The sequence below is a fragment of the Saccharopolyspora aridisoli genome (assembly GCF_004348445.1).
Classification (GTDB): Bacteria; Actinomycetota; Actinomycetes; order Mycobacteriales; family Pseudonocardiaceae; genus Saccharopolyspora; species Saccharopolyspora aridisoli.
In genome coordinates, this window is record NZ_SMKV01000001.1 from 230458 (window position 1) to 253404 (window position 22947).

A 22947-nucleotide genomic window follows, 5' to 3' on the forward strand; every position below is an offset into this window, starting at 1 on the left:
GGCGGTACGGTCTGCGATCACCGCACCGCCGCCGGAGGGGTCATGCCGAGACGTTGGCGGTGAGCTTGGCGATTGCGGTCGCCAGCTGCTCGACGACCTCCGGGTCGTCGGCCGGGTGGGTCTCGGCGAAGCGGGTCATGGAGCCGGGGATACTGAGCTCGACCTCGTCGACGATGGCCGCGCCCGCGATGCCAGCGGACTTGCGGGCCTCGTCCTGCGCCCAGACCCCGCCGTACTGGCCGAAGGCGGTGCCGATGACGGCGGTGGGCTTGCCGGACAGGGCGCCTGCGCCGAACGGGCGGGACAGCCAGTCGATGGCGTTCTTCAGCACGGCCGGGATGGTGCCGTTGTACTCGGGCGCGAACAGCAGGAACGCGTCGGCCGCGCCGGCGACGTCGCGCAGCCGGGTGGCGGCGGCGGGCACGTCGGCCTCGGTGTCGATGTCCTCGTTGTAGAAGGGCAGGTCGCCGAGACCGTCGAAGACCTCGATCTCGACATCGCTGGGGGCGAGGCTGCGCGCGACCTCGGCGAGCTGACGGTTGTGCGATCCGGAGCGGAGGCTGCCGACGAGCGCGAGGACCTTGACGGACATAGGTGTTCCTCCAGGTGAGGAGTATGGTGGAAGTTAATCGGACCGTGGTCCGATTAACTTTGTACCACCGAAGTGGACCCCGGTCCAGTTCCTTGTGGGAGGCGTTACGCTGTGCGCATGAGTGCTGGCACTCCGCGGATCGGGCCGACCGGCGATGCCCTGGCCGGACCGGTGGAACTCGACCTCACGTCCGTCGGCGGTGCTCGTCGGCCGCGCGCAGACGCCGTCCGCAACCGGGCCAAGCTGCTCGACGCCGCCGCTCGCCTGATGGCCGACTGCGGTGCCGCGAACCTGACCATGGACGCCGTGGCAGCCGAAGCCGAAGTCGGCAAGGGCACCGTGTTCCGCCGCTTCGGCGACCGCAACGGACTGCTGCTGGCCCTGCTCGACCACGAGGAGCAACGCCTCCAACAGGCGTTCCTGTCCGGCCCGCCACCGCTGGGCCCCGGTGCTCCGGCCATCGAGCGGCTGCGCGCCTTCGGGCCCGCCGTGATGCGCCACGAGCTCGACAACGTGGAGCTCTACCTCGCCGCCGAGCCGCCCGCCGAACGCCGCTGCGTGGTGCCCGCGCGCGGACTCCGCCGGAGTCACCTGGCGATCCTGCTGCGCATGACCGAAGCCACCACAGACGTCGAGCTCGCCGCGGAAACCATGCTGGCCTTCCTCGACACCCCGCTGGTGCACCACTTGGTCGAGCAGCGCGGGTTCGGCCTCGACCGCCTCGAATCCGGCTGGCAGGACTTGGTCACCAGGCTCGCTACGCCGTTGCGGTGATCTTCCGCTGGTCGGGATGATCGATTTGGTGGAACCGCGTTCGCGGTGCGAGCCTCCGGCGGCTCATGCGTGGAGGGAGTTCGCCGGTGAACGACCCGGATTTCGATGTGCCGCCCCGACTTCCGGGGAGGGCTCGATGCGCGGTGCCGAGGCGGAGCTTCCTCGCCGCGGCCGGGCTGGGCGTTCTCGCCGGGGTCGCGGGCTGCGCACCCGGCGCGCACCGGCCGGTGGCCGCCACCTACCTGACCACGTCCTACGACGACCTCTACCCGGGCGTGGAGATGTTCCTCGGCAAGGCCCGCGCGCTCGGCGGGTTCGACTTCGACGTGTTCCCCTCCGGGCAGCTGCTCGGCGCCGAGGAGCTCGTTCCCGGGATGCTGCACGGCGTCGCCGACCTGGTCCTGCAGACCAGCTCGTACGTGTCCTCCAGCTTCCCCATCCTCGGATCGCTGGAACTTCCCTTCACCACCGAGGACTTCAACCGCTACCTGCGCGCCTGCGATCCCGACAGCGACGTGTCCCGGCTGATCAACCGGGCGCTGACGGGTCAAAACCTGCGGATGCTCGGCGGCATGGCCACCGGGTTCGAGTACCTCTGGACCATCGACAGGCCCATCCGCACGCCCGAGGACGTGCGCGGGATGAGGCTGCGGGTCGCCGGTGAGATCGAGGGCGAGACCGTCAAGGCGCTCGGCGGAGCACCGGTCTTCCTCGGATCCGCCGAGCTCTACCAGGCGCTGGAGCGCGGCACGATCGACGGGATGATGAGCTACCTCGGCACCGTCGTCTCCCGAGACCTGCAGGAGATCCTGCGCTACGGCACCGCCGCCCACTTCGGCGCGTACACCGTGGACGCCTACTGCCGCAACGACTGGTACGAGGCGCTCGCGCCGCAACAGCGCCACGCGCTCGACGAGGCCGGACGGGTGCTCTTCCGCGACGGAACCGCGAAGCTCGTCGACGTCCACGAGCACGAGTACCTCCCCGCCGTCCGCGATGCCGGCGTCGAACTCATCGAGCTCGACGAGGCGCGGTTGCGGCCCTTCCGCGACGCCGTGTCGGCCGTGCACGAACGCTGGCGCGCCCTGCTCGGCGACCCGGCCGCCGCGCAGCGGGCGCTCCAGCTGATCCGCGACGCCTGAGGAGCGACGATGCTGAACCACCTCCGCCGCATCGTGCTGGTCGGCACCCGGTCCATGGCGGTGCTCGCCATGATCACCATCGGGCTGATGATGCTGTCCATCAGCTACGACGTCGTCGCCCGCTACGCCTTCCGCGCACCCACCGACTGGGCCTACCCGCTCAACTCCAGCGCGGTGCTGGCCGTGACGGTGCTGGCCATCCCGCACCTGTACGCCACCGGCCATCACATCTCGATGGACCTCGTGCACCGCTCGCTGCCGCCGACGTCGCGGAAGGTCGCCGACGCGGTGACGGCGACCGCGGCCGCGCTGCTCGGACTGGTGCTGGCCGTCACCGGCTTCCAGTCGGTGGTGCTGTCCTACGCCCACGGGCTCACCGGGTCCGGGACGTTCAGCGTTCCACTGTGGATACCGGACCTGATCCTCGGCGCGGCCGGAGCGCTCCTGCTGCTCGTGGCGCTGCTGTTCCCGCCGCACGCCGAACCGGAGCTCGCCGCGACCGCCGCGGGCGCCGACACCGCACAGGACGGAGCGAACGCGTGATCCTCTCCCACGGGCTCGTCGTGGCGCTGGCGGTCGTGCTGCTGCTGGTGCTGATCGCGGTGCGCACACCGATCTTCATCGCCCTGTCGGTTTCCGGCATCGGTGGGCTGCTGTGCCTGACCGGGTTCGGCGGGCTGAAGCTGGTGCCGCTGGCCATGGGCGCCCAGCTGCAGGAGTACGCGCTGGTCGCGGCCCCGCTGTACATCCTGCTCGGAGAGGCGCTCGCCGTCACCGGACTCGGGCGCGACCTGTTCGGAGCCGCGCACCGCTGGTTCACCCGCGTGCCGGGCGGGCTCGGTGCTTCGGCCATCGCGTCGTCGACGCTGTTCGGCGCGATGTCGGGGGTCAGCATCTCCTCGGTGGCACTCATCGGGCGGATGGCCGTGCCCGAAATGCTCTCGCGAGGCTACAAACCGGGTTTCGCCGCCGGTTCGGTGGCGGCCTCCGGTGCGCTGGCGATGCTCATCCCGCCGAGCCTGATGTTCATCCTCTACGCCTCGGTCACCGGCGAGAGCGTCGCCGCGCTGTTCGCCGGTGGCATCGTTCCCGGACTGCTGCTGGCCGCGTCGATGATCGGCTACGTCGTGGTCCGCGCCAAGCTCAACCCCGACAGCGCGCCCCGCGACGGCGAGCGGTTCAGCTGGCGTGAGCGCTGGACGGCCATCGGCAAGATCACGCCCGCGCTGGTGCTCATCGCGTTGGTGCTCGGCTCGATCTACACCGGTTTCGCCACACCCACCGAGGCCGCGGCGATCGGCGCGCTGCTGGCGTTCGCGATGACCGGGCTGGTGTACCGGGAGCTGGGGCGGCAGAACCTCAGGCTCATCTTCACCTCGACCGCCACCGTGTCGGCGGCGATGCTGGCCATCGTCGGCTCGGCGTTCGTGTTCACCCAGATGTTGGTCGTGGCGCGGGTTCCCGAGGCGCTCACCGATTTCGTGGTGGGCCTGGACGTGCACCCCTACGTTGTGCTGATCGGGATCATGCTGGTGCTGATCCTGCTGGGCTGCCTGGTGGACGCCGCGTCGCTGCTGCTGGTGGTGACGCCGATCCTGGTCCCGGCCATCGAGGAACTCGGCTTCGACCCGCTGTGGTTCGGCGTGCTTCTGGTGGTGAACCTGGAGATGGCGGTGATCACCCCGCCTGTCGGCTTGAACCTCTACACGATGAAGTCGGTGGTCCCGGAACTCGACCTCGGCGACGTCTTCCGGGGCATCGCCCCTTACCTGGCGATCGAGACCGCCCTGATCCTGCTGATGATCGCCGTCCCCGGAACCGCCACCTACCTGCCGAGCGTCATCACCTAGCGAGGGGCCACCGCTGCTCCCGTGGCCCTGGACGAGCGCAACGGGAACCCGAGGTCAGAGCCACTCGGGGCGACTGGAGCCTCGAGGGAGGAGGACGTGGCGGTAGTGGCCGGGGGTCGCCGCCATGCGGACCTGGTCCGTGACGCCCTTGTAGCGACCCAGAGGCGTGTCCGCGGTGAAGGTCTCGGGGTCCAGGTAGGCGTGCTGCTCGCCGCGCCCCGCGGTGTCGAACGCGTAGGAGCGGTCGAAGACCCCGAGGCTCAGGATCCACAGGGCCGCGCGGGTCAGCGAGACGTGGACGCGCCAGCTGCCGCCTTCGGTGGCGCGACGCGTCAGGGCAGCGGTGATCCCGGCGGTGAGCAGCCAGGACACGATGTAGTCGTTGACCACCAGGATCGGCGGGAGCATCGGCTTGGTGCCGTCGCCCTCCAGGTTCATCATCCCGACCAGGCTGCCCGCCGTCTGGTCGAAACCGACCCGGTCGGCCCACGGTCCGCGCTCACCGTTGAGCGTGGTGGTCGCGTGCACGATCCCGGGGCGCAGCTGGGCGGCCTCGGCAGGGGACAGCCCGAGCTCGTCGAGGTAGCCGGGACGCCGGTTGGCGTAGAAGACGTCCGCGCCGGCCAGCAGCTCGGCGACCTCGTGACGGTGCTTGCGGGGGTCGATCGTCGCCGAGCGCACGCCCACGTTGGCGCTCATGTAAGCGCCCTCGTGCTCGAACTCGGCCGGCCGCCACAGGTTCAGCACGTCCGCGCCGTGCAGCGCGAGCGCGCGGCCCGTCCCCGCCCCGGCGATGACGTGCCCCATGCCCAGCGCCCGGACGCCCGACAGCGGCTGCTCAGCGCCCGGCGCCAGCGGTTCGGGTTCGGCGTCGCCGATGCGCTCGACCTCCACCAGCGGCATCGTGGCGAAGTGCCCGGCGTACTGCGGTTCGGCGAGGATTTCCTCGGCGCTGCGCAGCATCGGCATCACGACACCGGCTTCGGCCCCGGCTTCTTCGAGATCGCGCCCCTTCCACCGGCTGACGGCCGCCGTCACCGCCTCGGAGTCCTCCGGCACGCCGAGCAGTCGTTGCACACCGGTTTTGATCTTCGGGTACGGGTTGAGCGGCATCACCCAGCGGCCATCGGCGGTGGGGTAGAAGCGAAAACCGAAGGCCTGGTTGGGGTCTCCGGCGCCCGGGTAGCCGTTGAGCAGTTCCCACTTGCGGTCGTAGAACGGGCACAGCCGGTGCGGAGCGGTGCGCAGATCGACCTCGATGTCCTGCCCTTCGCCCCCGCGCAGCCGCCACAACCGGGCGATAGCCGCGGATTTGGCGGCGAGGGTGATCGCGGCCGCTCCGCCCAACCGAAGCGTGCTCGGCACGACCGGATCCGCGCCCAGGAACCGCACCTGCCCGCCGGTGTCGGCTGGTTCCATCCCGATCCCGGCCAGGACCTCGGCGAACTCGGCGTGGGCGTCGAAGTCGTCGTCGCTGCGGGGTGCGGCCACGGCTGCGGCGATCCGGTCGGTCAGCGTCACGGTTGGCTCCCGTCTGGGACGTGACCACCGGCGGTCGCTGCGGTGGTCGGCGGGGACTGCCGGTCTACTGCGGAAAATCGGAGGTGGCGAGGAAGATCTCGCTGCACCACTCGACGATCTCGGAGTCCGATGCGTTCAGACCGCCGTCGAGCCACGCGGTGAGCGTCTGGGCCAGACCGCCGACCAGGAAGCTCGACAGCAGCTTTAGCCGGGCACCGCCCTGCACCCCGTAGACCTGGCGCGCCTGCGTGCCCAGCAGCTGGGTGAACAGCCGCGTCGACTCGGCCCGCCGGTGCGCCAGCGGGGTTCCGGCCAGGAACGGGGAGAACAGCAGCCGGCCGCGACGCGGATCGTCGGCGATGAGCCGCACGATCGTGGTCAGGCCGGAGCGGACCTTCCTCTCGGGTTCTTCGACGACGGTCACGGCGTCCAGCGCGGTGGTGGCGATTTCGTTGACGACGTGGTCGTAGACGGCTGTGGCCAGCTCGTCGCGATCGGTGAAGCTCTCGTAGAAGTAGCGGTCGGCCAGTCCGGCCTGCCTGCAAACCCCGCGCACCGTCAGGCTCGGATCTCCATCGGGGGAGCCGAGGAGTTCCAGTCCGGCCTCGATGAACAAGGCGCGACGTTCGGCCTGGCGGTCCGAACCCGTCACGCCGCCGTAGACGCGCAGAGGAGTGGTGGCCACCGGACCATCTTGACATCTCGCACCGTGACCCGTCTCACGTCTGTGACAACGACGGTTCCCAGACCTTGCTGCGGAGGTCGTGCGATGCGGCGCAGCGGCGGCGTGGAGGACTCGGGCCTGGAGACCGGCCTGCTGGCCGCAGCGGCGAACGTGATCATGCAGCTCAGCCGTCCCTGCGTCGGGTACGACGTGGTGGAGAACCGGTCGACAGCGGCTACCTGTTCAAGCGCCCGGTCGAGCGGGGACCTCGAAGGGGGAAGCGCAGCGGCTCCGTGGACTCCGCGCGCCACTCCTGGTGGTTCCGCTCACCCCGGGTATGGACATTGGCGTCGTGGTGTCCTCGCCACGACGCCGCTGGCGAACCCGCGGCGGCGCGGGCCGATCCCCACCCCTGGAACTCGGCACCGCCGCGTCCCTGAGCAGGTCCAGGACGATTCGTCAACGGCGGTGCGCGCTGAGGTGGGCGTGGAGGTCTCGGCTTGCCGCGGCCATGGTGGGGGTGACGCCGAGGTCGGTGAGCATCTCGGTGGCCGCGGCCATCTCGTCGGTGCGGCGCACCGCGTGCTGGTAGGAGCCGGAGATGATGCGCTCCACAGTGGACTCACCTGCGTTGGTGAAGTCGGCGATGATGTTCTCCCGCAGCAGGTCCTCGAAACCGGCGGCCTTGGCGGCCTCCAGCGCCTCGACGATCGAGGCCGCCATGCCCTTGAAGTAGACGCTGCGCAACAACTTGCGGGTCGCGGCCAGCCCCGCCGGGCCGTCGAGCACCTCGACGTTCGCGCCGAAGCCGCGCAGCAGCTCAGCCGTGCGCTGGGCGCCGGATCCGCTGACCAGCAGCGGGACCTGGAGTCTCGGTCCGGGGACCGGTGCCATGATCGCCACGTCGGCGAACCGCGCCCCGTGCTGCTCGGCGATCTCGGCCAGCCGACGCTTCACCTCCGGCGAAGCCGTGTTGAGGTCGGCCCACACCGAACCCGGCGGGAGCGAGCCGATCCCTGCCTCCATCGCCTCCACGGCTGCCGCGGAGCGGTTCACGCTGAGCACGAGATCCGCCCCGGTCGCTGCACCGGACTCGCTGGTGGCCGCGATGAGGTCCGGCCCGGCCGTCACCGCGGGGTCGTAGCCGCGCACCACCGCGCCCGCCGCAGCCAAGTCGGCGCTGAACGCGCCGCCTGCTTCGCCCAGGCCCAGCACACCGATCACGGTCCGCTCCGACTGCTCCATCCGGTGCCACCTCCAGTCGCTCCGCCGTCGCATCCACCCCGAAAATAGCCGGTCGGTCAGCCGGTGATCGTTGTGGTGTTCCCCGCTTCACCCCCGGAGGGTCCCCATGGACGCCGCGTCCGGTACAGCGACATCTGACGTCCTGGCCCCTTCAGACCGGGATCAGTGGTTGACCGGGAAGTTGCGCGGCTTGGTGCCGGTCGCACGGGCGCAGGCGGTGGCGATCGCACCCGCGCACACCGGAACGCCCAGCTCGCCCACACCGCCCCGGCTCGTCGGTCGGCGTCTTCGTGCGCTCCAGGAACGTCAGCAGCGCCGACACCGCCGAACCGGAGGCGTGATCGCGCCGGGTCAGCCGAGCCAGAGCGCGGCCGCGGTGATCAGGGCGGACGAAGCGCGCAGCAGGGTGGGTTCCAGGCCGGTCGGCACGAACTCGGGCGAGTGGTTGCCGGGCGCCTTCCCGGCCGCGACCGCCGCGTTCGGCTTCGCCGGGTCCGCGTAGAGCTCGGGGTCGAAGCCCCCGAAGTTCCAGAACACCGACGGCACCCCGGCCGCGGTGCCGAAAACGCCGAAGTCCTCGCTGCCGGCCTTCGCCTGCGGCGTGTGCACGAACTCGTCACCGAACTCCTCGGCGAAGGCGTCGGAGACGCGGCGCGCGGCGTCGACGTCGTTGACCAGCAGCGGGAACGCGTTGATCGGCTCGATGCCGGGTTCGCGGGGCGCGCCCGCCGCCGCGGCCTCGTGGCGGACGATGCGGCCGATGGCGGCCAGGACGGTCTCCCGCACCTCCGGGTCGAAGGTGCGCACGTTGAGCTTGAGCTCGGCGGTGGTGGGGATGACGTTCTCCTTGCCGCCCGAGTGCACGGCGGCCACGGTCACCACCGCGACGTCCTCGGGCGAGATCTCCCGCGCCACCACGGTCTGCAACCGCAGCACGATCGACGAGGCGATGACGATCGGATCGACCGTGGCCTGCGGCTGCGCGCCGTGCCCGCCACGGCCGTGCACCGTGACCCGCAGGCTGTCGGCGGCGGCCATGAACACCCCGGGCCGCACGTACAGGTGCCTGCTCGGGGCCGAGGCGATGTGCTGGCCCAGGGCCACGTCGAAGGCGGGGAAGCGGTCCAGGAAGCCGTCGTCGACCATCGCCTGCGCTCCGCCGCCGACCTCCTCGGCGGGCTGCAACACCGCCAGAACCGTTCCCGACCAGGCATCTCGGCGCGCTGCCAGCTGCTCGATCGCGCCGATCAGGGCCGCCATGTGCGCGTCGTGCCCGCAGGCGTGCATCACCGGTGACTCGTTGCCGTCGGCATCGACACCGACGGCCGTGCTGCGGTAGGCGACCTGCTCGACCTCGCGCACCGGCAGCCCGTCCATGTCCGCCCGCAGCAGCACGCCCGGGCCGTCGCCGTTGCGCAGCACGGCCACGACGCCCGTCCCGCCGACGCCGCTGGTCACCTCGCAGCCGGCGGTCCGCAGGCGCTGCGCCAGCACCCCGGCGGTGCGCTCCTCCTGGAACGACAGCTCCGGGTTCCGGTGCAGGTCCTCGTAGAGCTCGCGGACACCTGCGATGCGGTCTTCCAACCCGGTCAGCATCCCGGACACCGCGGCTCCTCCCGTGGGCGACGGAGCCACCCTCGCACCTCGCACACCCGAGGCGGAGCGCCACGTGCGGCGTGGGGTCTCATCGGGGGATCGGTCTCGCCTGCGAGAGCTACCAGCGCCATGCTGGGTGGTGGCCTGCCGCCGCCGGACCGGCGGCCGTTCTGGGGGAGGAAGCATGACCATCGCCGAACAGCCCGCCACCACGACCACGCACCCGCTGGACCCGATGACCGCCGAGGAGGTCACCGCGGTCCGCGCGGCGCTCGACGACGCCGGCCTGCTCGGCGAGAACGTCCGGTTCACCTTCGTCGCGCTCGAAGAACCCGACAGGAGGGCGGCGCTCGCCCACCGACCCGGCCAGGACGTGGACCGCCGGTTCCGGGCGGTGCTGCTGGACCTGGCCAGCGGTGTCTCGCACGACACCGTCGTCTCCGCCACCCGATCCACTGTGGACTCCGTGCGTCGGCTGGACCCCGCGGTGGACGGGCAGCCACCGATCATCGACACCGAGTTCGAGCTGGTCGAGGAGATCGTCAACGCCGACGAGCGCTGGACCTCGGCGTTGCGCAAGCGCGGCATCGACCCGGCCACGGTGCGCGCCGCGCCGCTGTCGGCGGGCGTCTACGACGAGCCGGGGGAGCGGGGCAAGCGCATCATCCGGTCGCTGGGGTTCCAGCAGCTCCACCCCGCGGACCACCCGTGGGCGCACCCGGTGGACGGGCTGTGCGCCTACATCGACCTCACCAACCGCGAGGTCACCCGCGTCATCGACCACCGCGAGCTCCCAGTCCCGCAGGAATCCGGCAACTTCGACGACCCCGAGGTCACCGGACCGGCCCGCACGAGCCTGAAGCCCATCGAGATCACCCAGCCCGAAGGGCCGAGCTTCACCGTGGAGGGTCACCGGGTGCGCTGGGAGAACTGGGACCTGAGACTGGGTTTCAACGAGCGGGAAGGGCTCACCCTGCACCAGCTGTCGTTCCACCAGCGGCAGGTGCTGCACCGCGCGTCGATTGCCGAGATGGTGGTGCCCTACGCGGACCCGTCGCCGGTGCGGTTCTGGCAGAACTACTTCGACTGCGGCGAGTACATGTTCGCCCGCTACACCAACTCGCTGGAACTGGGCTGCGACTGCCTCGGCGAGATCCACTACTTCGACGCGGTGGTGGCCGACGACTTCGGCAGGCCGCGCACCATCCGCAACGGCATCTGCATGCACGAGGAGGACTACGGGGTGCTCTGGAAGCACACCGACCTGTTCACCGGCTCTCAGGAGACCCGGCGGCAGCGCCGGCTGGTGATCTCGTTGTTCACCACCATCGGCAACTACGACTACGGCTTCTACTGGTACTTCTACCTCGACGGCACCATCCAGCTGGAGTGCAAGGCCACCGGCATCACCTTCACCGCCGCCTACCCCGACGAGGGCCACGAGTACGCCAACCAGATCGCCCCCGGCCTGGGCGCCCCGTTCCACCAGCACCTGTTCTGCGCCCGGCTCGACGTGGCCGTGGACGGGCCGCGCAACGCGGTGGAGGAGGTCGAGGCCGAACGCGTCCCGGTCAGCGAGACCAACCCGCGCGGGAACGCGTTCCGGGCCAGGAGGACCCGGCTGAGCACCGAGGGCCAGGCCGCCCGGCTCGCCGACAGCTCCCGCGCGCGGACCTGGCACATCGTCAACCCCGGCAGCCGGAACCGCTACGGCGACAACGTCTCCTACGTCCTGCACCCCGAAGGGCAGCCGGTCATGCTCGCCGACGAGTCGTCCTCGGTGCACGCCCGGGGAACCTTCGCGACCAAGCACCTGTGGGTGACCCGCTACGACCGCGAGCAGCGCTACCCGGCCGGCGACCTGGTCAACCAGAACCCCGGAGGCGCAGGCCTACCGGCCTGGACGGCGGAGGACCGCGACATCGACGGCCAGGACATCGTCGTCTGGCACACCTTCGGGCTCACCCACTTCCCGCGGCCCGAGGACTGGCCGATCATGCCCGTCGACCGCGCGGGGTTCACGCTCACCCCGGTCGGCTTCTTCGACCGCAACCCCACCCTCGACGTCCCGCGTTCGACCGGCGCCGACTGCCACGGGACGTGATCACTGGCCTCTGACCCGCAGTGAGCCGAGGAGTTTCGCGGTGGCGCGCTCGATCTCGTCCACCGCCTGTTCGAAGCTCTCGGCGTTGTGGGCGGCCGGTGCCCGGAACCCCGAGATCTTGCGGACGTACTGCAGGGCGGCAGCCCGGACGTCGGCGTCGGTGACCTGCTCGGCGTAGGGCGGGCGGAGGGTCTTGATGCTGCGGCACATGCCCGCATTGTCCGCCTCACCTCTGACAGCGACCAGGTAGTTTGGTCCCGGCGCCGACACCGGAGGAGGGACGATGGTGCTGCCGATCTGCGCGACCTGCGGGATGCAGTACGCCGAGGCCCGCGAGGACTGCCCGATCTGCGAGGACGAACGCCAGTGGGTCCCGCGCGAGGGCCAGCAGTGGACCGACCTGGACGCCCTCCGCGCCGAGCGCCGCGCCGTGCTGCGCGACGAGGGCGGCGTGCTCGGCATCGGCTGCGAACCGAAGTTCGCCATCGGCCAGCGCGCATTGCTGGTGCGCACCGGCGCGGGCAGCGTCCTCTGGGACTGCACGGCCTACCTGGACGACGAGATCGTCAGCGCGATCAACGAATTGGGCGGTTTGATCGGCATCGCGATCAGCCACCCGCACTACTACACGACGATGATCGAGTGGGCCCGCGCCTTCGACGTGCCCATCCACCTGCACGAAGCCGACCGGCAGTGGGTCGGCCGCCCGGACCCGGCGATCCGGTTCTGGAACGGCACGACCCACGAGATCATCCCCGGCCTGGCGCTGATCAACCTCGGCGTCCACTTCGCGGGCGGCACTGTCCTGCACAGCGCCGCCGGGCGGGGTTCGCTGTTCACCGGCGACATCGTCCAGGTCATCCCGGACCGCACGCACGTCGGCTTCATGTACAGCTACCCGAACCTCATCCCGGAACGGCCCAGCGTCGTGCGGCGGGCCGCCGAGCTCCTCGACGAGCTCACCTTCGACTCCCTCCACGGGGCCTGGTGGGACACGGTGATCCCCACCGGCGCCCACGAGATCGTCCAGCGCTCAGCAGCTCGCTACCTGCGCTTCGTGCGGGAGGAGTGAGGTGGTGCGGACCTAGCGCCGTCTCGGAGCCGTGGGCGATGCGGGTGTTCTGCGGGATGTTGACGAGCAGGTGCCGCAGAGCGCGAGACCGGCGGAAGGCGTTCCACCCGGTGACCCGGCGCGGCATCGCCGGTGCTGGGGGAGCGGTCGGTTCCGGCCCGAACCGACCGGGCGGGAAGACCGCGGAGCGGGCATCGGCCACGTGGCCGATGCCCATTCCGGGTGGAGAGCTCAGACCGCGTCGTGGGCGACGTTGAGGTCGCGGTCCTTGGTCTCCGGGGCGACGAGGGAGGCGATGAAGCTGATCGCCATCATCACCATCATGTAGATCGCGACGGGGACCCACGATCCGCCGGACGCGGCCATCAGGCCCGCGCAGATCAGCGGCGCGACGCCACCGCCGACGACCGAGGAGAACTCGCGGCCCAGGGCCACGCCCGCGTAGCGGTAGCGGTTGCCGAACAGCTCGGGGAAGTAGCTCATCTGCACACCGACCGAACCGTGGCAGGCCAGGATGAAGCCGAGCACGATCGCCACCGTGATCGCCACCGGCGAGCCGGTGTTGAGCGCGATGAACGTCGGCACCGGCAGCAGCACCAGGGCGCCCATGATGGTGGAGTAAACGCCCTTGCGTCCGACCACATCGGACAGCGCGCCGAACCCGAAGGCGGCGATGCCGCCGCAGATCGCGCCCAGCAGGAGCACCTTCGGCACGAAAGCCTCGTCCACCCCGACCGCGGAGACCAGGTAGGAAGCCATGAACACCTGGTAGGTGTAGGACTGGGCGTTGGAACCGACGTTGAGGAAGAACGCCAGCAGCAGCGGCTTGCGGCCCTTGCGGAACGTCTCGGCGACCGGCGCCTTGGTCTCGCCGACCTGTTCCTTGAGCTCCTGGAACACCGGGCTCTCGTTGAGCTTGCGCCGGATGATCAGCGCGGCGATCGTCACCAGCAGGCTGCTGCCGAACACCAGCCGCCAGCCCCAGGTCATCAAGGCGTCCTCGGGCAGCGACTGCGCGAGGATCCACGCGAGGGCTCCGAGCGCGGTCCCCAGCGCGGCACCGGTCATCACCAGCGATGCCAGCGCGCCGCGCTTGCCCCTGCCCGCGGTCTCGGTGAGGAGCGTGGCGCCACCGGCCTGCTCGGCACCGGCACCCATGCCCTGGAAGAACCGGCACGCGACCAGCAGGATCGGCGCCAAGAGCCCCACCTGCGAATACGTGGGCAGCAGGCCGATCGCCAGCGTGGACCCGCCCATCAGCAGCAGCGTGGCGACCAGGACCCACTTGCGGCCCAGCCGGTCACCGAACCGGGAGAAGATCAGCCCGCCCAAAGGCCGCGCGGCGAACCCGACCGCGTAGGCGCTGAAGGAGGCCAGGATCCCGGCGACCGGCGAGATGTTCGGGAAGAACAACTTGCTGAAGATCAGCGCCGACGCGGTGCCGTAGATGACGAAGTCGTACTGCTCCAGCGTTGTGCCGATGAGTCCGGCCCACGCCGCGCGCCGCACGGACTTGCGGTCGGGTGTTGCCTCGGTGGTGTCCGCAGTGGAACTTCTTCGTTCGCTCATGGGTCCACGCAATCTTCTCGTGCGGTCGGTCAACCGTCGGCTTGCAGGGCTTCTTCGGTCGCCGCGGCGACCCCGTGGGCGCTGAGCACGTCGACGAGCTCGGCGACCCGCGTCTGGAACTCCTGGTGGGCGGCGAGTTCGTCACCCAGCAGTCCCTCGCGCAGGGCCGCGGCGACGAACTCGCGCGTGCCGGAGGCGTTCGCGCGTGCGGCGCGCAGCGCCCCGGCGGCCGGATCGACCATCGCCGCGGTGTGCTCGGTGGTCTCGGGCGCTGTCGTGCAGCGCAGGTAGGCGGCCACGCTCAGCGCGAGGTGCTGCGGCACCCGACCGGCCTTGAGGTGCAGCCCGGCCGGTTCCGGGACGCGCTGGGCGAGCTTGGTCGAGCCGTCGGAGCCGACCTGCCGCGTGCGGTGGCCCAGCGCGCTGTTGCTCCAGCGCGTGAACAGCTGGGCGGAGTAGTCCTCGAAGTCGATGTCGGCGGGCATCGTCAGCGTCGGCAGGTAGTCGGCGCGCATCAGCCGATGTGCGGCCTCGGCGATGTGCGGCCGGGCGGTGGCATCGGCGATCAGGTCGCAGCCGTCGAGCGCGCCCAGGTAGGCGATCAGCGAGTGCGTGCCGTTGAGCAGCCGCAGCTTCATCAGCTCGTAGGGCTCGACGTCGTCGGTGAAGGTGACCCCGCCGTGCTCCCAGGCCGGACGTCCCGCGGCGAAGTGGTCCTCCAGCACCCACATGCTGAACGGTTCGGCGGGCACCGGGGCCTCGTCGCGCAGCCCGAGCCGGTCGGCGACGGTCTCGCGGTAGGCGTCGGTGGTCGCCGGCACGATCCGGTCGACCATCCCGTTCGGGAAGCTGACCGAGCCGTGCAGGTAGGCGAGCAGGTCTTCGCGCTCGGCGGCGGGCAGGGCTTCGGCGAACTCGCGCACCAGGCGTGCGGTGAGCTCGCCGTTGCCGGTGAGGTTGTCGCAGCTGAGGATCGCGACCGGCGAGGCGTGCGTGGCCGCGCGGCGCTGGAGCGCGCGGGCCAGCCGGCCGATCGTGGTGCGCGGTGCGCCACCGGCCAGGTCGTCCCGGATTCCCGGGTCGTCGAGGTCGAGTAGCTTGGTGCGCGGCGAGTAGCTGTAGCCCTTCTCGGTGATCGTCAGCGTCACGATGCGGGTCTCGTGCGCCGACAGCGCGTCCAGCACGGCGCCCGGCTGCTGCGCGGCGACCAGCACGTCGCTGTGCACCGCCGGGACGCCGATCTCGGTGCGCTCCGGGGAGATCTCCACGACCCCGTAGCGCATGTCCTGCTCGCGCATGGCCTGGGCGACGGTCGCCGAGGAGTTGGCCACGCCGACGATCGCCCAAGGCCCCTCGGTGTGCTCCAGCGCGCGGGCGGTGTGCACGGCCTGGTGGGCGCGGTGGAAGTTGCCGAGTCCCAGGTGGACGATGCCCGGCGCGCCCAGCGAGCGGTGGTGCTGCAGGGCGGAGACGGGTGTGGTGGACGCGTTGAGTCGTTGCATGGCGAACCAATCAGGCGGGCCGGCGGGCGGCGGGAGCGGTCGAGTCGCGCACGACCAGGTGCGCGGGCAGCAGGTGCTTGCGCGGTGGCGGGCGGTGTCCGCCCAGGATCGGGCCGAGCAGCTCCATGCTCAGGGAACCCGCCTTGGACCACGGGATCGAGATGCTGGTCAGCGACGGCCGTGAGACCTCGGTGAGCGCCACGTCGTCGATGCCGATGACGCTGAGCCCATCGGGGACCTGCACGCCCAGCGCGCGGGCACCCTTGATCACGCCGAACGCGACCAGGTCGTTGTGGGTGATCACCGCCGATGCTCCGGTGGCCAGCACGCTGGCGGCCACGGCGGTTCCGGCCGCCACGGTTTCGGCGTGCCAGTCCAGCACGTGCAGCGAGATGCCTGCCTCGGTGGCGAGGGATTCGACGAGCCGCACGCGGCGCGGGCTCGACCAGGAATTCGTGGAACCGGAGACGAAGGCGATGCGCTCGTGGCCCAGCGCGGCGAGGTAGTCGACGGCCTGGCGCAGGCCGTCACCGGCGTCGGCGAGCACGCAGTCGACACCGTCGTGCTCCTGGTTGATCAGCACTGACGGCGTCGACCCGCACAGCTCGACGAGTTCGTCGGCGGGCAACCGGGACGAGCACAGCACGATGGCCGAGACCTGGCTGCGCAGGTGGGCGATGGCTTCGCGTTCGCGCTCCGGGTCCCGGTCGGTGTCGTGGAGGACGAGGGTGTGCCTGCGTCGCCGGCCTTCGCCCTGCGCCGCCTTGACCAGCGTGCCGTAGACGGGGTTGGCGATGTCGGGCACGACCATCGCCACCGTGGAACCGGCGACCTGCGCCTCAGGCGGCTTGGCTGTCTGGTAGCCCAATTCCTGGGCCGCGTCGAGGACCTTGCGCAAGGTGTCCGGTCCGAGCCGCTGCGGGTCGCTGAAGGCGCGCGAGGCCGTGGACAGCGCGACGTCGGCTCGTTTCGCCACGTCGGTCAAGGTCGGCGCCATCGCCCCTCCGCTCCGTCGCACCCCGGCGGTGCGCCAGGCCGAGCAGATCTTGACCAACCTTGCGCAAACTTGTCAACCTCTTGCCGAGCGCACTCGGTCACAACGCGGCGCACGCCTCTGCGCCGAACCCGACGACCTGGCCACCCTGGACGCCTGCTGCGCCACCGGTTCCCGCGACCGCCCCACCGAAATGCTGCACGTGCACCACAGCAGCGTCGCCCGACGTCTGGAACGGCTCGGCGACAGCGGGGAACCGAACTCACCGAACCTCCCGGTTCGGCTGCGGCGGGGCCGGGTGCAGGAGGGTGCGCGCGATGTCAGCACGTGGGCGCGAGATCGCTGCTGCGGGCGCCGGGGATTGGCACCCCGTCGATCTTCGCGGAGGTGGCACGGTCACGGCAGCGGGAAGGCTCGGCGGACCCGGCGGTGACGCTCGGCAACGACGTCGGTCAGTGCGACACCGCGCAGTGGCACATCCGGCTCCGCTGAGCGGAACTAGTCGAGGGCGGAGCCTGACTGACCCAGGGCTTCGCCGACGCGCAGCCTGTAGAGGCGGGTCGGACGTCCGCGCCGGGTGGGCTGCGCGCTGCCCTCGGACGTGACCAGTTCGGCGGTGCCGAGCTTGCGGATCAGCCGCCTCCCGCTCGGGTCGGTGATGCCCAGCAAGGTGGCCAGCTCGCTGGGGGAAACCGCGCGCCCGCGCAACTCGCGTTCCAGCGACACCAGGCGGGACAACGTCGTCGGGCTCAACCCCACCTCGCGGGCCATCCGCTCCAGATCGGCGCTGTGGTCCCGGTAGGCGAACTCGGTGCGCCGCCCGGCGCCCCCGATCGGCCCGATGATCACACCGCTGTCCTGGATGACGAACCCGCACGAGTGCGGCTCGGCCTCGGCGCGCACCGCCGCGCGTTCGGCGAGCGCGATACCGGCCCGCACCGAAGCGCCCAGCCCGAACCCGGCGGCGATGCGCACGTCCATGCTGCCTTCGGCCTGCTGCAACGCCGGAACCACCTGCCAGCCCGAGGTTGCGCGCTCCAGCAGAGCCTTGTGGGCGAACAGGACCAGTCCGCGCTTACCGCGGTTCTCCACCCACGAGCCGGCTAACTGCGGGTCTTGCAGCAGGATTTCACGTAACCCCGCCCGCGCGCCTTCGACGTCCTCACCGTCGCGGACCTGGAAGACCCCGGCGGCGAAGCGGGAATCCTCGGCCTGACCGGCCTTCACCCGCAGCAGCAGGTCCTGCAGCTCGGCGCGCACGGATGCCGACAGCAGGACGGTGTCGACCACGGGTGCCTCCGCGCGCAGCGCCTCGGCGACCTCCAGGCGCGGGGTGATCACCACGCCGCCGTTGCGCAGCGCAGCGCGGTGGTGGGCGATGATCTCCGCTATCGGCTGGTCGGTGGCGTAGGGGAGCGCGGAGTGGCGGACGCCGAGCGTGGTGGCGACCTCCTGGATCACGTGGTGGTCGAAGGTGTCGATGCTCGCCCTGCGGTGCTCGGGGTAGTCGCTGCGCATCCGGGCCACCGCCAGCGCCAGCTCGAGCGAGCTCGGTCGCGTCACCGCCACCGGGAGGCCCTCCGGGACTTGACCGCGCACGGCCTCGTAGGACAGCGGGCCGATGAGCAGCCCGTTCACCCCAGGCGAGGTGAGCAGTTCCCGCAGCCGGTCCCCGGCCTGTGCGGTTTCGCCGCAGACGGCCCAGCGCAGGGTGACGCCGGAGACGGTGCTCGCCGCCTGGCGGAAGACCTCTTGGTGCCGCGCGTGCACCAGGACGCCGATCACCACGCTCATGTCCCCACCTGGATTCAGTTCGCCGACGAAACTTCACCAGGATTGCGCGAATGCTGGTCGCGGTCAACGCGATCGGTCTAGTCGGTGATGATTCGGATGCGCTCTCCGTGATCGAGCCGATATCCGACGCCGCCCACAGTCGTGATGGGATCCATCCCGGGGGCCGAGTTCGTCGTGGATCCGGCGGATGTGGACGTCGACCGTGCACGTGCGGGATTTCGCGGGAGAGTCCTCACACCGCTGCCTGCAGCGGGTTGCGGTGGTGCACCCGGCCGGGGTTGCGGGCAAGGAACAGCAGCAGGTCGAACCCAAGCCGGGTGACGCGGATGCGGGGTGCCGTCTGGGCGGACGATCTGCCTGGCAGCCACCACGATTCGCAGCTTCGGCAACTCCACCGGCTCGGCGTCCACCGTGGACTGCGCCGGAACCGCTTCGCGCAGCTCGGCGTTGCGGGTCAGCATCCTCTCCAGCAGGTCCAGGGTCTTCGCGGGTGACCACCAATCGGGCGGTGACTTGGACGAGACCGGGCGCAGGCCGGGGCGAAGCCCGCTCTTGCCGGTTCCAGCGCCATGGCACGGTCCTCCATCGCTGCGGGGTGTGACACGGGCGGGAGCGGAAGGCTCAACCGCGCGGACACGCAGCGGAAGTGGCCCGCATCGGGTCGACGCGCGCACGCTGCACCAGCAGCGGTCCGGTGGCCATGCCGCCGGGTGGGGTCAGGATCGGTGACGCAAAGCGTGCTCGTGCAGTCGGAACACGCCGGTCAGCGCCGGCGCCGGAACCAGCGTCGTCTGCGCGGCGTGGACCGCTGATCGGCGGCCGGTTCCGGGGTGTCGGGAGCCTGCGTGGCCGGTCGCTGCGACCGCCAGCGCTCGACCAGCGAGTCCACCTTGACCGGTGCGATCGCGACCTGCGGGCCGACCGGGAAGCGCAGGTGCTCGACGATGCGGCGGTTGAGCTCGGCCGCGACCTCGCGCACGGCGTGCTCGCTGGTCAGCTCGGCGACGGTTTCGGGCAGCCGGTCGATCTCGCGCCGCAGTCGCAGGGGAGTGGGCAGCAGCGCGTCACCGGAGAGGCCCTCGCGGCGGATCTGCTCCTTGATCCACCACTGCTCGTCCAGCGGCGCACCGGCGCCCGGCAGCGGCTTGCCCGCGCCGGGCAGGTCGTCGAACTCGCCGCGCTCCTGGGCTGTGCGGATCTGCCGGTCCACCCACGATTCGAAGGTGACCCCGGGAGGTTTGCGCTCTGCCATGACGCGATTGTCCGGTACGAGCGCGACCGCGCGCCACCGTCAGCTGCGCAGGAACCCGTTGAGCAGCGCGGCCTGGCCGGCGTGCTGCAGGTCGTCGGCGATCACGCTCACCAACCGCACGCCCAGCGTGACCGGCGGGGACCAGCTGGCGTCGATGACCTCGTCCAGGTCGGCGTCGCCGAGTCCGGTGACGAACCGCAGCGTCTGCTCGTGGACCGCGTCGTAGTAGCCGGTCAGCAGTTCACCGGAGGCGCGCACCGACTCGACCTGGTCCGAGTCGTGGCCGTAGCCGGTGTCCTCCTCGTCCAGCGGCAGCCCGAACCGCGCGGCCCAGCTCTGCACCAGCCACACCTGCTCGGTCTCGGCGACGTCGGCGATGTGGTCGTCCTGCACCCGCGCCAGGTGCCACAACAACCAGGCGATCGAATTGGACTCGGGGTCGATGCGGTGCGCCAGCGCCTCCTCGTCGAGACCGACGACCGATTCGTGCACCACTGCCTGAATCCGGCTGAACGCATCGACGAGCACATCGGCGCTGGTCATCCGGTCCCGCTCCTCACATCCGGCGGCGAACGCTTGCGCACACCGTACGGCGCGGCACCGTCGCCGGCAGCGGATCCAGGACGGCGTGTTGCGGTATCAGCGGCGCGGCGGGAACGGGATGCGGTCGAGATCGGAGGCGACGACGATCGTGCCGTCGAAGACCTCCGCCGCCTCGTCGTGGAAGCGCCGCGGATCGGTGTAGCGCTGCGAGAAGTGGGTCAGCACCAGGTACCGCACCCCGCAGTCGGCGGCGACCCGGGCGGCCTGCGCCGCGGTCAGGTGCCGGTACCGATCGGCGAGGTCGGCGTCCTGGTCCAGGAAGGTCGATTCGATGACCAGCATGTCCGCATCGGCGGCCAGCTCGAACACGCCGTCGCAGAGCCGGGTGTCCATCACGAACGCGAACCGCTGCCCCGCCCGCTCCTCGCTGACCTCCGCCAGCTCCACGGTCCGGTCGCCGACCAGAACCGATCCCTCACGCTGGAGCCTGCCGATGTCGGGCCCGTGCACGCCCAGCCGCGCCAGCGCGTCGGGCAGCATGCGGCGGCCGTCGGGTTCTTCGAGCCGGTAGCCGAACGCCTCGATGCGGTGTTCCAGCCGCACCGCCCGCAATCGTCCGAACGGGCCTCGCGCGATCGTGCCGTCACCGGTGATCGGGTGCTCGTCGAGCTGAACCGCGTCGTCGTAGGCCGCCGCGTGGCGCAGGTGACCGAAGAACTTGGCGCCCGACGCCGGGTAGTGCGCGTGCACCGCGCCGCGAACCCGGTCGCTCGACATCCGGTGCACCACCCCGGGCACTCCCAGGCAGTGGTCACCGTGGAAGTGCGTGATGCACAGGTGGTCGACGTCGTTGGCGCTGACACCGGCGAAGGTCATCTGCCGCTGCGTACCCTCACCCGGGTCGAACAGCAGCCCCAGACCGTCCCAGCGCAGCAGGTAGCCGTTGTGGTTGCGGGTGCGCGTCGGCGCCTGGCTTGCCGTGCCGAGCACGACGAGTTCCCGGTTTGACACGTCGAGCACCCTATGCGCCGGATCCGCTCGCGAGGAGCGGGCCTCAGTCTTCGGGCGGGCGTGGTCGCCCGGATTTCACCGGCGATTCCTCGTCCTGTTCCTGCGGGGCCTCCAACGCCCGGGTTTCCTCGGGCGGGTCGGGCCACAACAGGCTGCCGGGGACGGAGTGCCCCGCGGCACCGAGCTTGTTCATCTTCTTGGGCACCGGCGCGCCCTGGTAGTCCAGCGGTTCCGGGTGGCCGTGCTCGTCGACCGGGCCGAGCGGCTGGTGCACCTCGATGAACTCGCCGTGCGGGAGCCGCTTGACGACGCCGGTCTCCACGCCGTGCTGGAGCACCTCGAGGTCGCTGCGCTGCAACCCGATGCAGATCCGGTAGGTGATGTAGTAGGCCAGCGGTGGGAGCACCAGCACCCCGATGCGCCCGGCCCAGGTCATCATGTTCAGCGACAGGCTGAAGACGAATGCGACGATGTCGTTCATCCCGGAGATGAGCACGACGAGGAAGAACGCGATCGCCATCATGCCCAGCGACGTGCGCACCGGGTTGTCGCGCGGGCGCTGCAGCAGGTTGTGGTGCGCGTCGTCGCCGCTGAGCTTGCGCTCCAGCATCGGGTAGATCGCGGCGACGGTGAACACCAGGCCCATGCCCAGGACCAGCGGGAAGAACGGGGCGCCGACGGTGAACGGCCCGAGATAGAGCTCCCACGGCGGCCACAACCGGCCCATCCCGTCGGTCCACATCATGTACCAGTCGGGCTGTGAGGCGGAGGAGACCTTCGACACGACGTAGGGGCCGAAGTTCCAGATCGCGTTGATCTGGAAGATGCCGCTCATGATCGCCATCACACCGGTGACGATGAGGAAGAAACCGGTCGCCTTCACCGCGAACTTCGGCATGATCCGCACGCCGACCACGTTGGACTCGGTGCGCTTGGGCCCCGGGTACTGGGTGTGCTTCTGGTACCACACGATCGCCAGGTGGGCCGCGACCAGCGCGAGGATGAGCCCGGGCAGCAGGAAGACGTGGAACAGGTAGAAGCGCGGGATGATCTCGGTACCGGGGAACTCCGAGCCGAACAGCAGCCACTGCAGCCACGTGCCGATGACCGGGACGGACAGCAGGATGCCTGAGGCGATCCGGAGGCCGGTGCCGGAGAGCAGGTCGTCGGGCAGCGAGTAGCCGATGAAGCCTTCGAACATGCCCAGCACGAACAGGCTGACGCCGATGAGCCAGTTCGTCTCGCGCGGGCGGCGGAACGCTCCGGTGAAGAAGATCCGGAACATGTGCGCCACGACCGCGGCCATGAAGATCAGCGCGCCCCAGTGATGCAGCTGCCGGGCGAACATCCCGCCCCGGACCTCGAAGGAGATGTCGAGCGTGCTCTCGAACGCCCGGGACATCTCGACGCCGCGCAGGTTGGTGTACCTGCCGTCGTAGGTCACCTCGGCCATCGACGGGTCGAAGAAGTACGCGAGGTAGGTGCCGGTCAGCAGCAGGACGATGAAGCTGTACAGGGCGATCTCGCCGAGCAGGAAACCCCAGTTGTTGGGGAAGACCTTGTTCAGCTGGCGCCTCATCCCCGGTGCCGCGCGGTACCGCTTGTCCAGCTGGTCGGCTCCGTCGGCCACCGAACGGGACAGCTTGCCCTCGGGCTTCGTCGGCTGGGTCAGCTTGCTCATGTCGACCCCAGTCATCCCGGTTTCACGACATTGCCGACCCA

The 22947-nt window shown here is 70.6% G+C and carries 20 protein-coding genes; 6 read left to right on the plus strand and 14 right to left on the minus strand.

The features are described 5' to 3' along the window. Nucleotides 1–40 precede the first annotated feature (40 nt). Nucleotides 41–592, minus strand: coding sequence for an NADPH-dependent FMN reductase (locus E1161_RS01085; protein ID WP_132618539.1), 552 nt, complete (start codon nucleotides 590–592; stop codon nucleotides 41–43). Nucleotides 593–709: 117 nt separating this feature from the next. Between E1161_RS01085 and E1161_RS01090 the strand changes: the two genes are divergently transcribed. From E1161_RS01090 to E1161_RS01105, 4 genes are all read left to right on the plus strand, one after another. After that, nucleotides 710–1366 (plus strand): TetR/AcrR family transcriptional regulator, encoded by a 657-nt coding sequence (locus E1161_RS01090; protein WP_132618541.1) that lies wholly within the window; start codon nucleotides 710–712, stop codon nucleotides 1364–1366. 143 nt (nucleotides 1367–1509) lie between these two features. Continuing rightward, the gene (locus tag E1161_RS01095) at nucleotides 1510–2508 is read left to right on the plus strand and encodes a TRAP transporter substrate-binding protein (protein ID WP_165939645.1); all 999 of its coding nucleotides are present in this window, start codon (nucleotides 1510–1512) and stop codon (nucleotides 2506–2508) included. Between the two features lie 9 nt (nucleotides 2509–2517). Beyond that, nucleotides 2518–3051 carry a TRAP transporter small permease gene (locus E1161_RS01100; protein WP_132618545.1) on the plus strand — a complete coding sequence of 178 codons (534 nt, stop codon included), beginning with the start codon at nucleotides 2518–2520 and terminating at the stop codon, nucleotides 3049–3051. Continuing rightward, complete coding sequence (locus tag E1161_RS01105; protein WP_207920033.1) at nucleotides 3048–4358, plus strand: TRAP transporter large permease; 1311 nt, start codon at nucleotides 3048–3050, stop codon at nucleotides 4356–4358. The genes E1161_RS01100 and E1161_RS01105 overlap by 4 nt, the downstream gene beginning before the upstream one ends. 54 nt (nucleotides 4359–4412) lie before the next feature. Here E1161_RS01105 and E1161_RS01110 read toward each other — a convergent pair whose 3' ends face one another. The 4 genes from E1161_RS01110 to E1161_RS01125 all read right to left on the minus strand — a co-directional run bounded on the left by E1161_RS01110 (nucleotide 4413) and on the right by E1161_RS01125 (nucleotide 9384). After that, nucleotides 4413–5879 carry a CoA transferase gene (locus tag E1161_RS01110; RefSeq protein WP_132618547.1) on the minus strand — a complete coding sequence of 489 codons (1467 nt, stop codon included), beginning with the start codon at nucleotides 5877–5879 and terminating at the stop codon, nucleotides 4413–4415. A gap of 64 nt (nucleotides 5880–5943) precedes the next feature. After that, complete coding sequence (locus E1161_RS01115; RefSeq protein WP_132618549.1) at nucleotides 5944–6564, minus strand: TetR/AcrR family transcriptional regulator; 621 nt, start codon at nucleotides 6562–6564, stop codon at nucleotides 5944–5946. A gap of 438 nt (nucleotides 6565–7002) precedes the next feature. Beyond that, entirely contained in the window at nucleotides 7003–7788 is a 786-nt protein-coding gene (locus tag E1161_RS01120) for a DUF1932 domain-containing protein (protein ID WP_132618551.1), read from the minus strand. A gap of 351 nt (nucleotides 7789–8139) precedes the next feature. Next, nucleotides 8140–9384, minus strand: coding sequence for an amidohydrolase (locus E1161_RS01125; RefSeq protein ID WP_132618720.1), 1245 nt, complete (start codon nucleotides 9382–9384; stop codon nucleotides 8140–8142). A gap of 184 nt (nucleotides 9385–9568) precedes the next feature. On the opposite strand from E1161_RS01125, the gene E1161_RS01130 reads away from it, so the two are divergent. Continuing rightward, the gene (locus tag E1161_RS01130) at nucleotides 9569–11488 is read left to right on the plus strand and encodes a primary-amine oxidase (RefSeq protein WP_132618553.1); all 1920 of its coding nucleotides are present in this window, start codon (nucleotides 9569–9571) and stop codon (nucleotides 11486–11488) included. On the opposite strand, the gene E1161_RS01135 is transcribed toward E1161_RS01130, so the two are convergent. After that, nucleotides 11489–11698 carry a DUF2277 domain-containing protein gene (locus tag E1161_RS01135; RefSeq protein ID WP_132618555.1) on the minus strand — a complete coding sequence of 70 codons (210 nt, stop codon included), beginning with the start codon at nucleotides 11696–11698 and terminating at the stop codon, nucleotides 11489–11491. Between the two features lie 73 nt (nucleotides 11699–11771). Here E1161_RS01135 and E1161_RS01140 point away from each other — a divergent pair, with 73 nt between their 5' ends. Beyond that, nucleotides 11772–12560 (plus strand): MBL fold metallo-hydrolase, encoded by a 789-nt coding sequence (locus E1161_RS01140; protein WP_132618557.1) that lies wholly within the window; start codon nucleotides 11772–11774, stop codon nucleotides 12558–12560. A gap of 231 nt (nucleotides 12561–12791) precedes the next feature. Here the strand turns inward: E1161_RS01140 and E1161_RS01145 are convergent, their stop codons facing one another. The 8 genes from E1161_RS01145 to qcrB all read right to left on the minus strand — a co-directional run bounded on the left by E1161_RS01145 (nucleotide 12792) and on the right by qcrB (nucleotide 22906). Then, nucleotides 12792–14129, minus strand: a complete 1338-nt coding sequence (locus E1161_RS01145; protein WP_132618559.1) for an MFS transporter — start codon at nucleotides 14127–14129, stop codon at nucleotides 12792–12794. Nucleotides 14130–14158: 29 nt separating this feature from the next. Then, nucleotides 14159–15631 carry a mannitol dehydrogenase family protein gene (locus E1161_RS01150; protein WP_132618561.1) on the minus strand — a complete coding sequence of 491 codons (1473 nt, stop codon included), beginning with the start codon at nucleotides 15629–15631 and terminating at the stop codon, nucleotides 14159–14161. A 10-nt stretch (nucleotides 15632–15641) separates the two neighbouring features. After that, nucleotides 15642–16628, minus strand: coding sequence for a LacI family DNA-binding transcriptional regulator (locus tag E1161_RS01155; RefSeq protein WP_132618563.1), 987 nt, complete (start codon nucleotides 16626–16628; stop codon nucleotides 15642–15644). Nucleotides 16629–17123: 495 nt separating this feature from the next. Further along, nucleotides 17124–18419, minus strand: a complete 1296-nt coding sequence (locus tag E1161_RS01165; protein WP_132618567.1) for a helix-turn-helix domain-containing protein — start codon at nucleotides 18417–18419, stop codon at nucleotides 17124–17126. A 763-nt stretch (nucleotides 18420–19182) separates the two neighbouring features. Beyond that, nucleotides 19183–19671: a DnaJ family domain-containing protein gene (locus tag E1161_RS01170; RefSeq protein ID WP_132618569.1), complete on the minus strand. Its 489-nt coding sequence runs from the start codon at nucleotides 19669–19671 to the stop codon at nucleotides 19183–19185. Nucleotides 19672–19710: 39 nt separating this feature from the next. After that, entirely contained in the window at nucleotides 19711–20214 is a 504-nt protein-coding gene (locus tag E1161_RS01175; protein WP_132618571.1) for a mycothiol transferase, read from the minus strand. 96 nt (nucleotides 20215–20310) lie between these two features. Then, nucleotides 20311–21225, minus strand: coding sequence for a ribonuclease Z (locus tag E1161_RS01180; RefSeq protein WP_132618573.1), 915 nt, complete (start codon nucleotides 21223–21225; stop codon nucleotides 20311–20313). Between the two features lie 43 nt (nucleotides 21226–21268). Beyond that, entirely contained in the window at nucleotides 21269–22906 is a 1638-nt protein-coding gene (gene qcrB / locus E1161_RS01185; RefSeq protein WP_132618575.1) for a cytochrome bc1 complex cytochrome b subunit, read from the minus strand. Nucleotides 22907–22947: the final 41 nt, after the last annotated feature.

What these genes read in the sequence shown, in the direction of transcription:
- E1161_RS01170 (WP_132618569.1), bottom strand. Translation starts at nt 19,671, where the DNA reads ATGGCAGAGCGCAAACCTCCCGGGGTCACCTTCGAATCGTGGGTGGAC.
- E1161_RS01175 (WP_132618571.1), bottom strand. Translation starts at nt 20,214, where the DNA reads ATGACCAGCGCCGATGTGCTCGTCGATGCGTTCAGCCGGATTCAGGCA.
- E1161_RS01150 (WP_132618561.1), bottom strand. Translation starts at nt 15,631, where the DNA reads ATGCAACGACTCAACGCGTCCACCACACCCGTCTCCGCCCTGCAGCAC.
- E1161_RS01145 (WP_132618559.1), bottom strand. Translation starts at nt 14,129, where the DNA reads ATGAGCGAACGAAGAAGTTCCACTGCGGACACCACCGAGGCAACACCC.
- E1161_RS01165 (WP_132618567.1), bottom strand. Translation starts at nt 18,419, where the DNA reads ATGAGCGTGGTGATCGGCGTCCTGGTGCACGCGCGGCACCAAGAGGTC.
- E1161_RS01100 (WP_132618545.1), top strand. Translation starts at nt 2,518, where the DNA reads ATGCTGAACCACCTCCGCCGCATCGTGCTGGTCGGCACCCGGTCCATG.
- E1161_RS01090 (WP_132618541.1), top strand. Translation starts at nt 710, where the DNA reads ATGAGTGCTGGCACTCCGCGGATCGGGCCGACCGGCGATGCCCTGGCC.
- E1161_RS01120 (WP_132618551.1), bottom strand. Translation starts at nt 7,788, where the DNA reads ATGGAGCAGTCGGAGCGGACCGTGATCGGTGTGCTGGGCCTGGGCGAA.
- E1161_RS01155 (WP_132618563.1), bottom strand. Translation starts at nt 16,628, where the DNA reads ATGGCGCCGACCTTGACCGACGTGGCGAAACGAGCCGACGTCGCGCTG.
- E1161_RS01140 (WP_132618557.1), top strand. Translation starts at nt 11,772, where the DNA reads ATGGTGCTGCCGATCTGCGCGACCTGCGGGATGCAGTACGCCGAGGCC.
- E1161_RS01085 (WP_132618539.1), bottom strand. Translation starts at nt 592, where the DNA reads ATGTCCGTCAAGGTCCTCGCGCTCGTCGGCAGCCTCCGCTCCGGATCG.
- E1161_RS01135 (WP_132618555.1), bottom strand. Translation starts at nt 11,698, where the DNA reads ATGTGCCGCAGCATCAAGACCCTCCGCCCGCCCTACGCCGAGCAGGTC.
- qcrB (WP_132618575.1), bottom strand. Translation starts at nt 22,906, where the DNA reads ATGAGCAAGCTGACCCAGCCGACGAAGCCCGAGGGCAAGCTGTCCCGT.
- E1161_RS01130 (WP_132618553.1), top strand. Translation starts at nt 9,569, where the DNA reads ATGACCATCGCCGAACAGCCCGCCACCACGACCACGCACCCGCTGGAC.
- E1161_RS01125 (WP_132618720.1), bottom strand. Translation starts at nt 9,384, where the DNA reads ATGCTGACCGGGTTGGAAGACCGCATCGCAGGTGTCCGCGAGCTCTAC.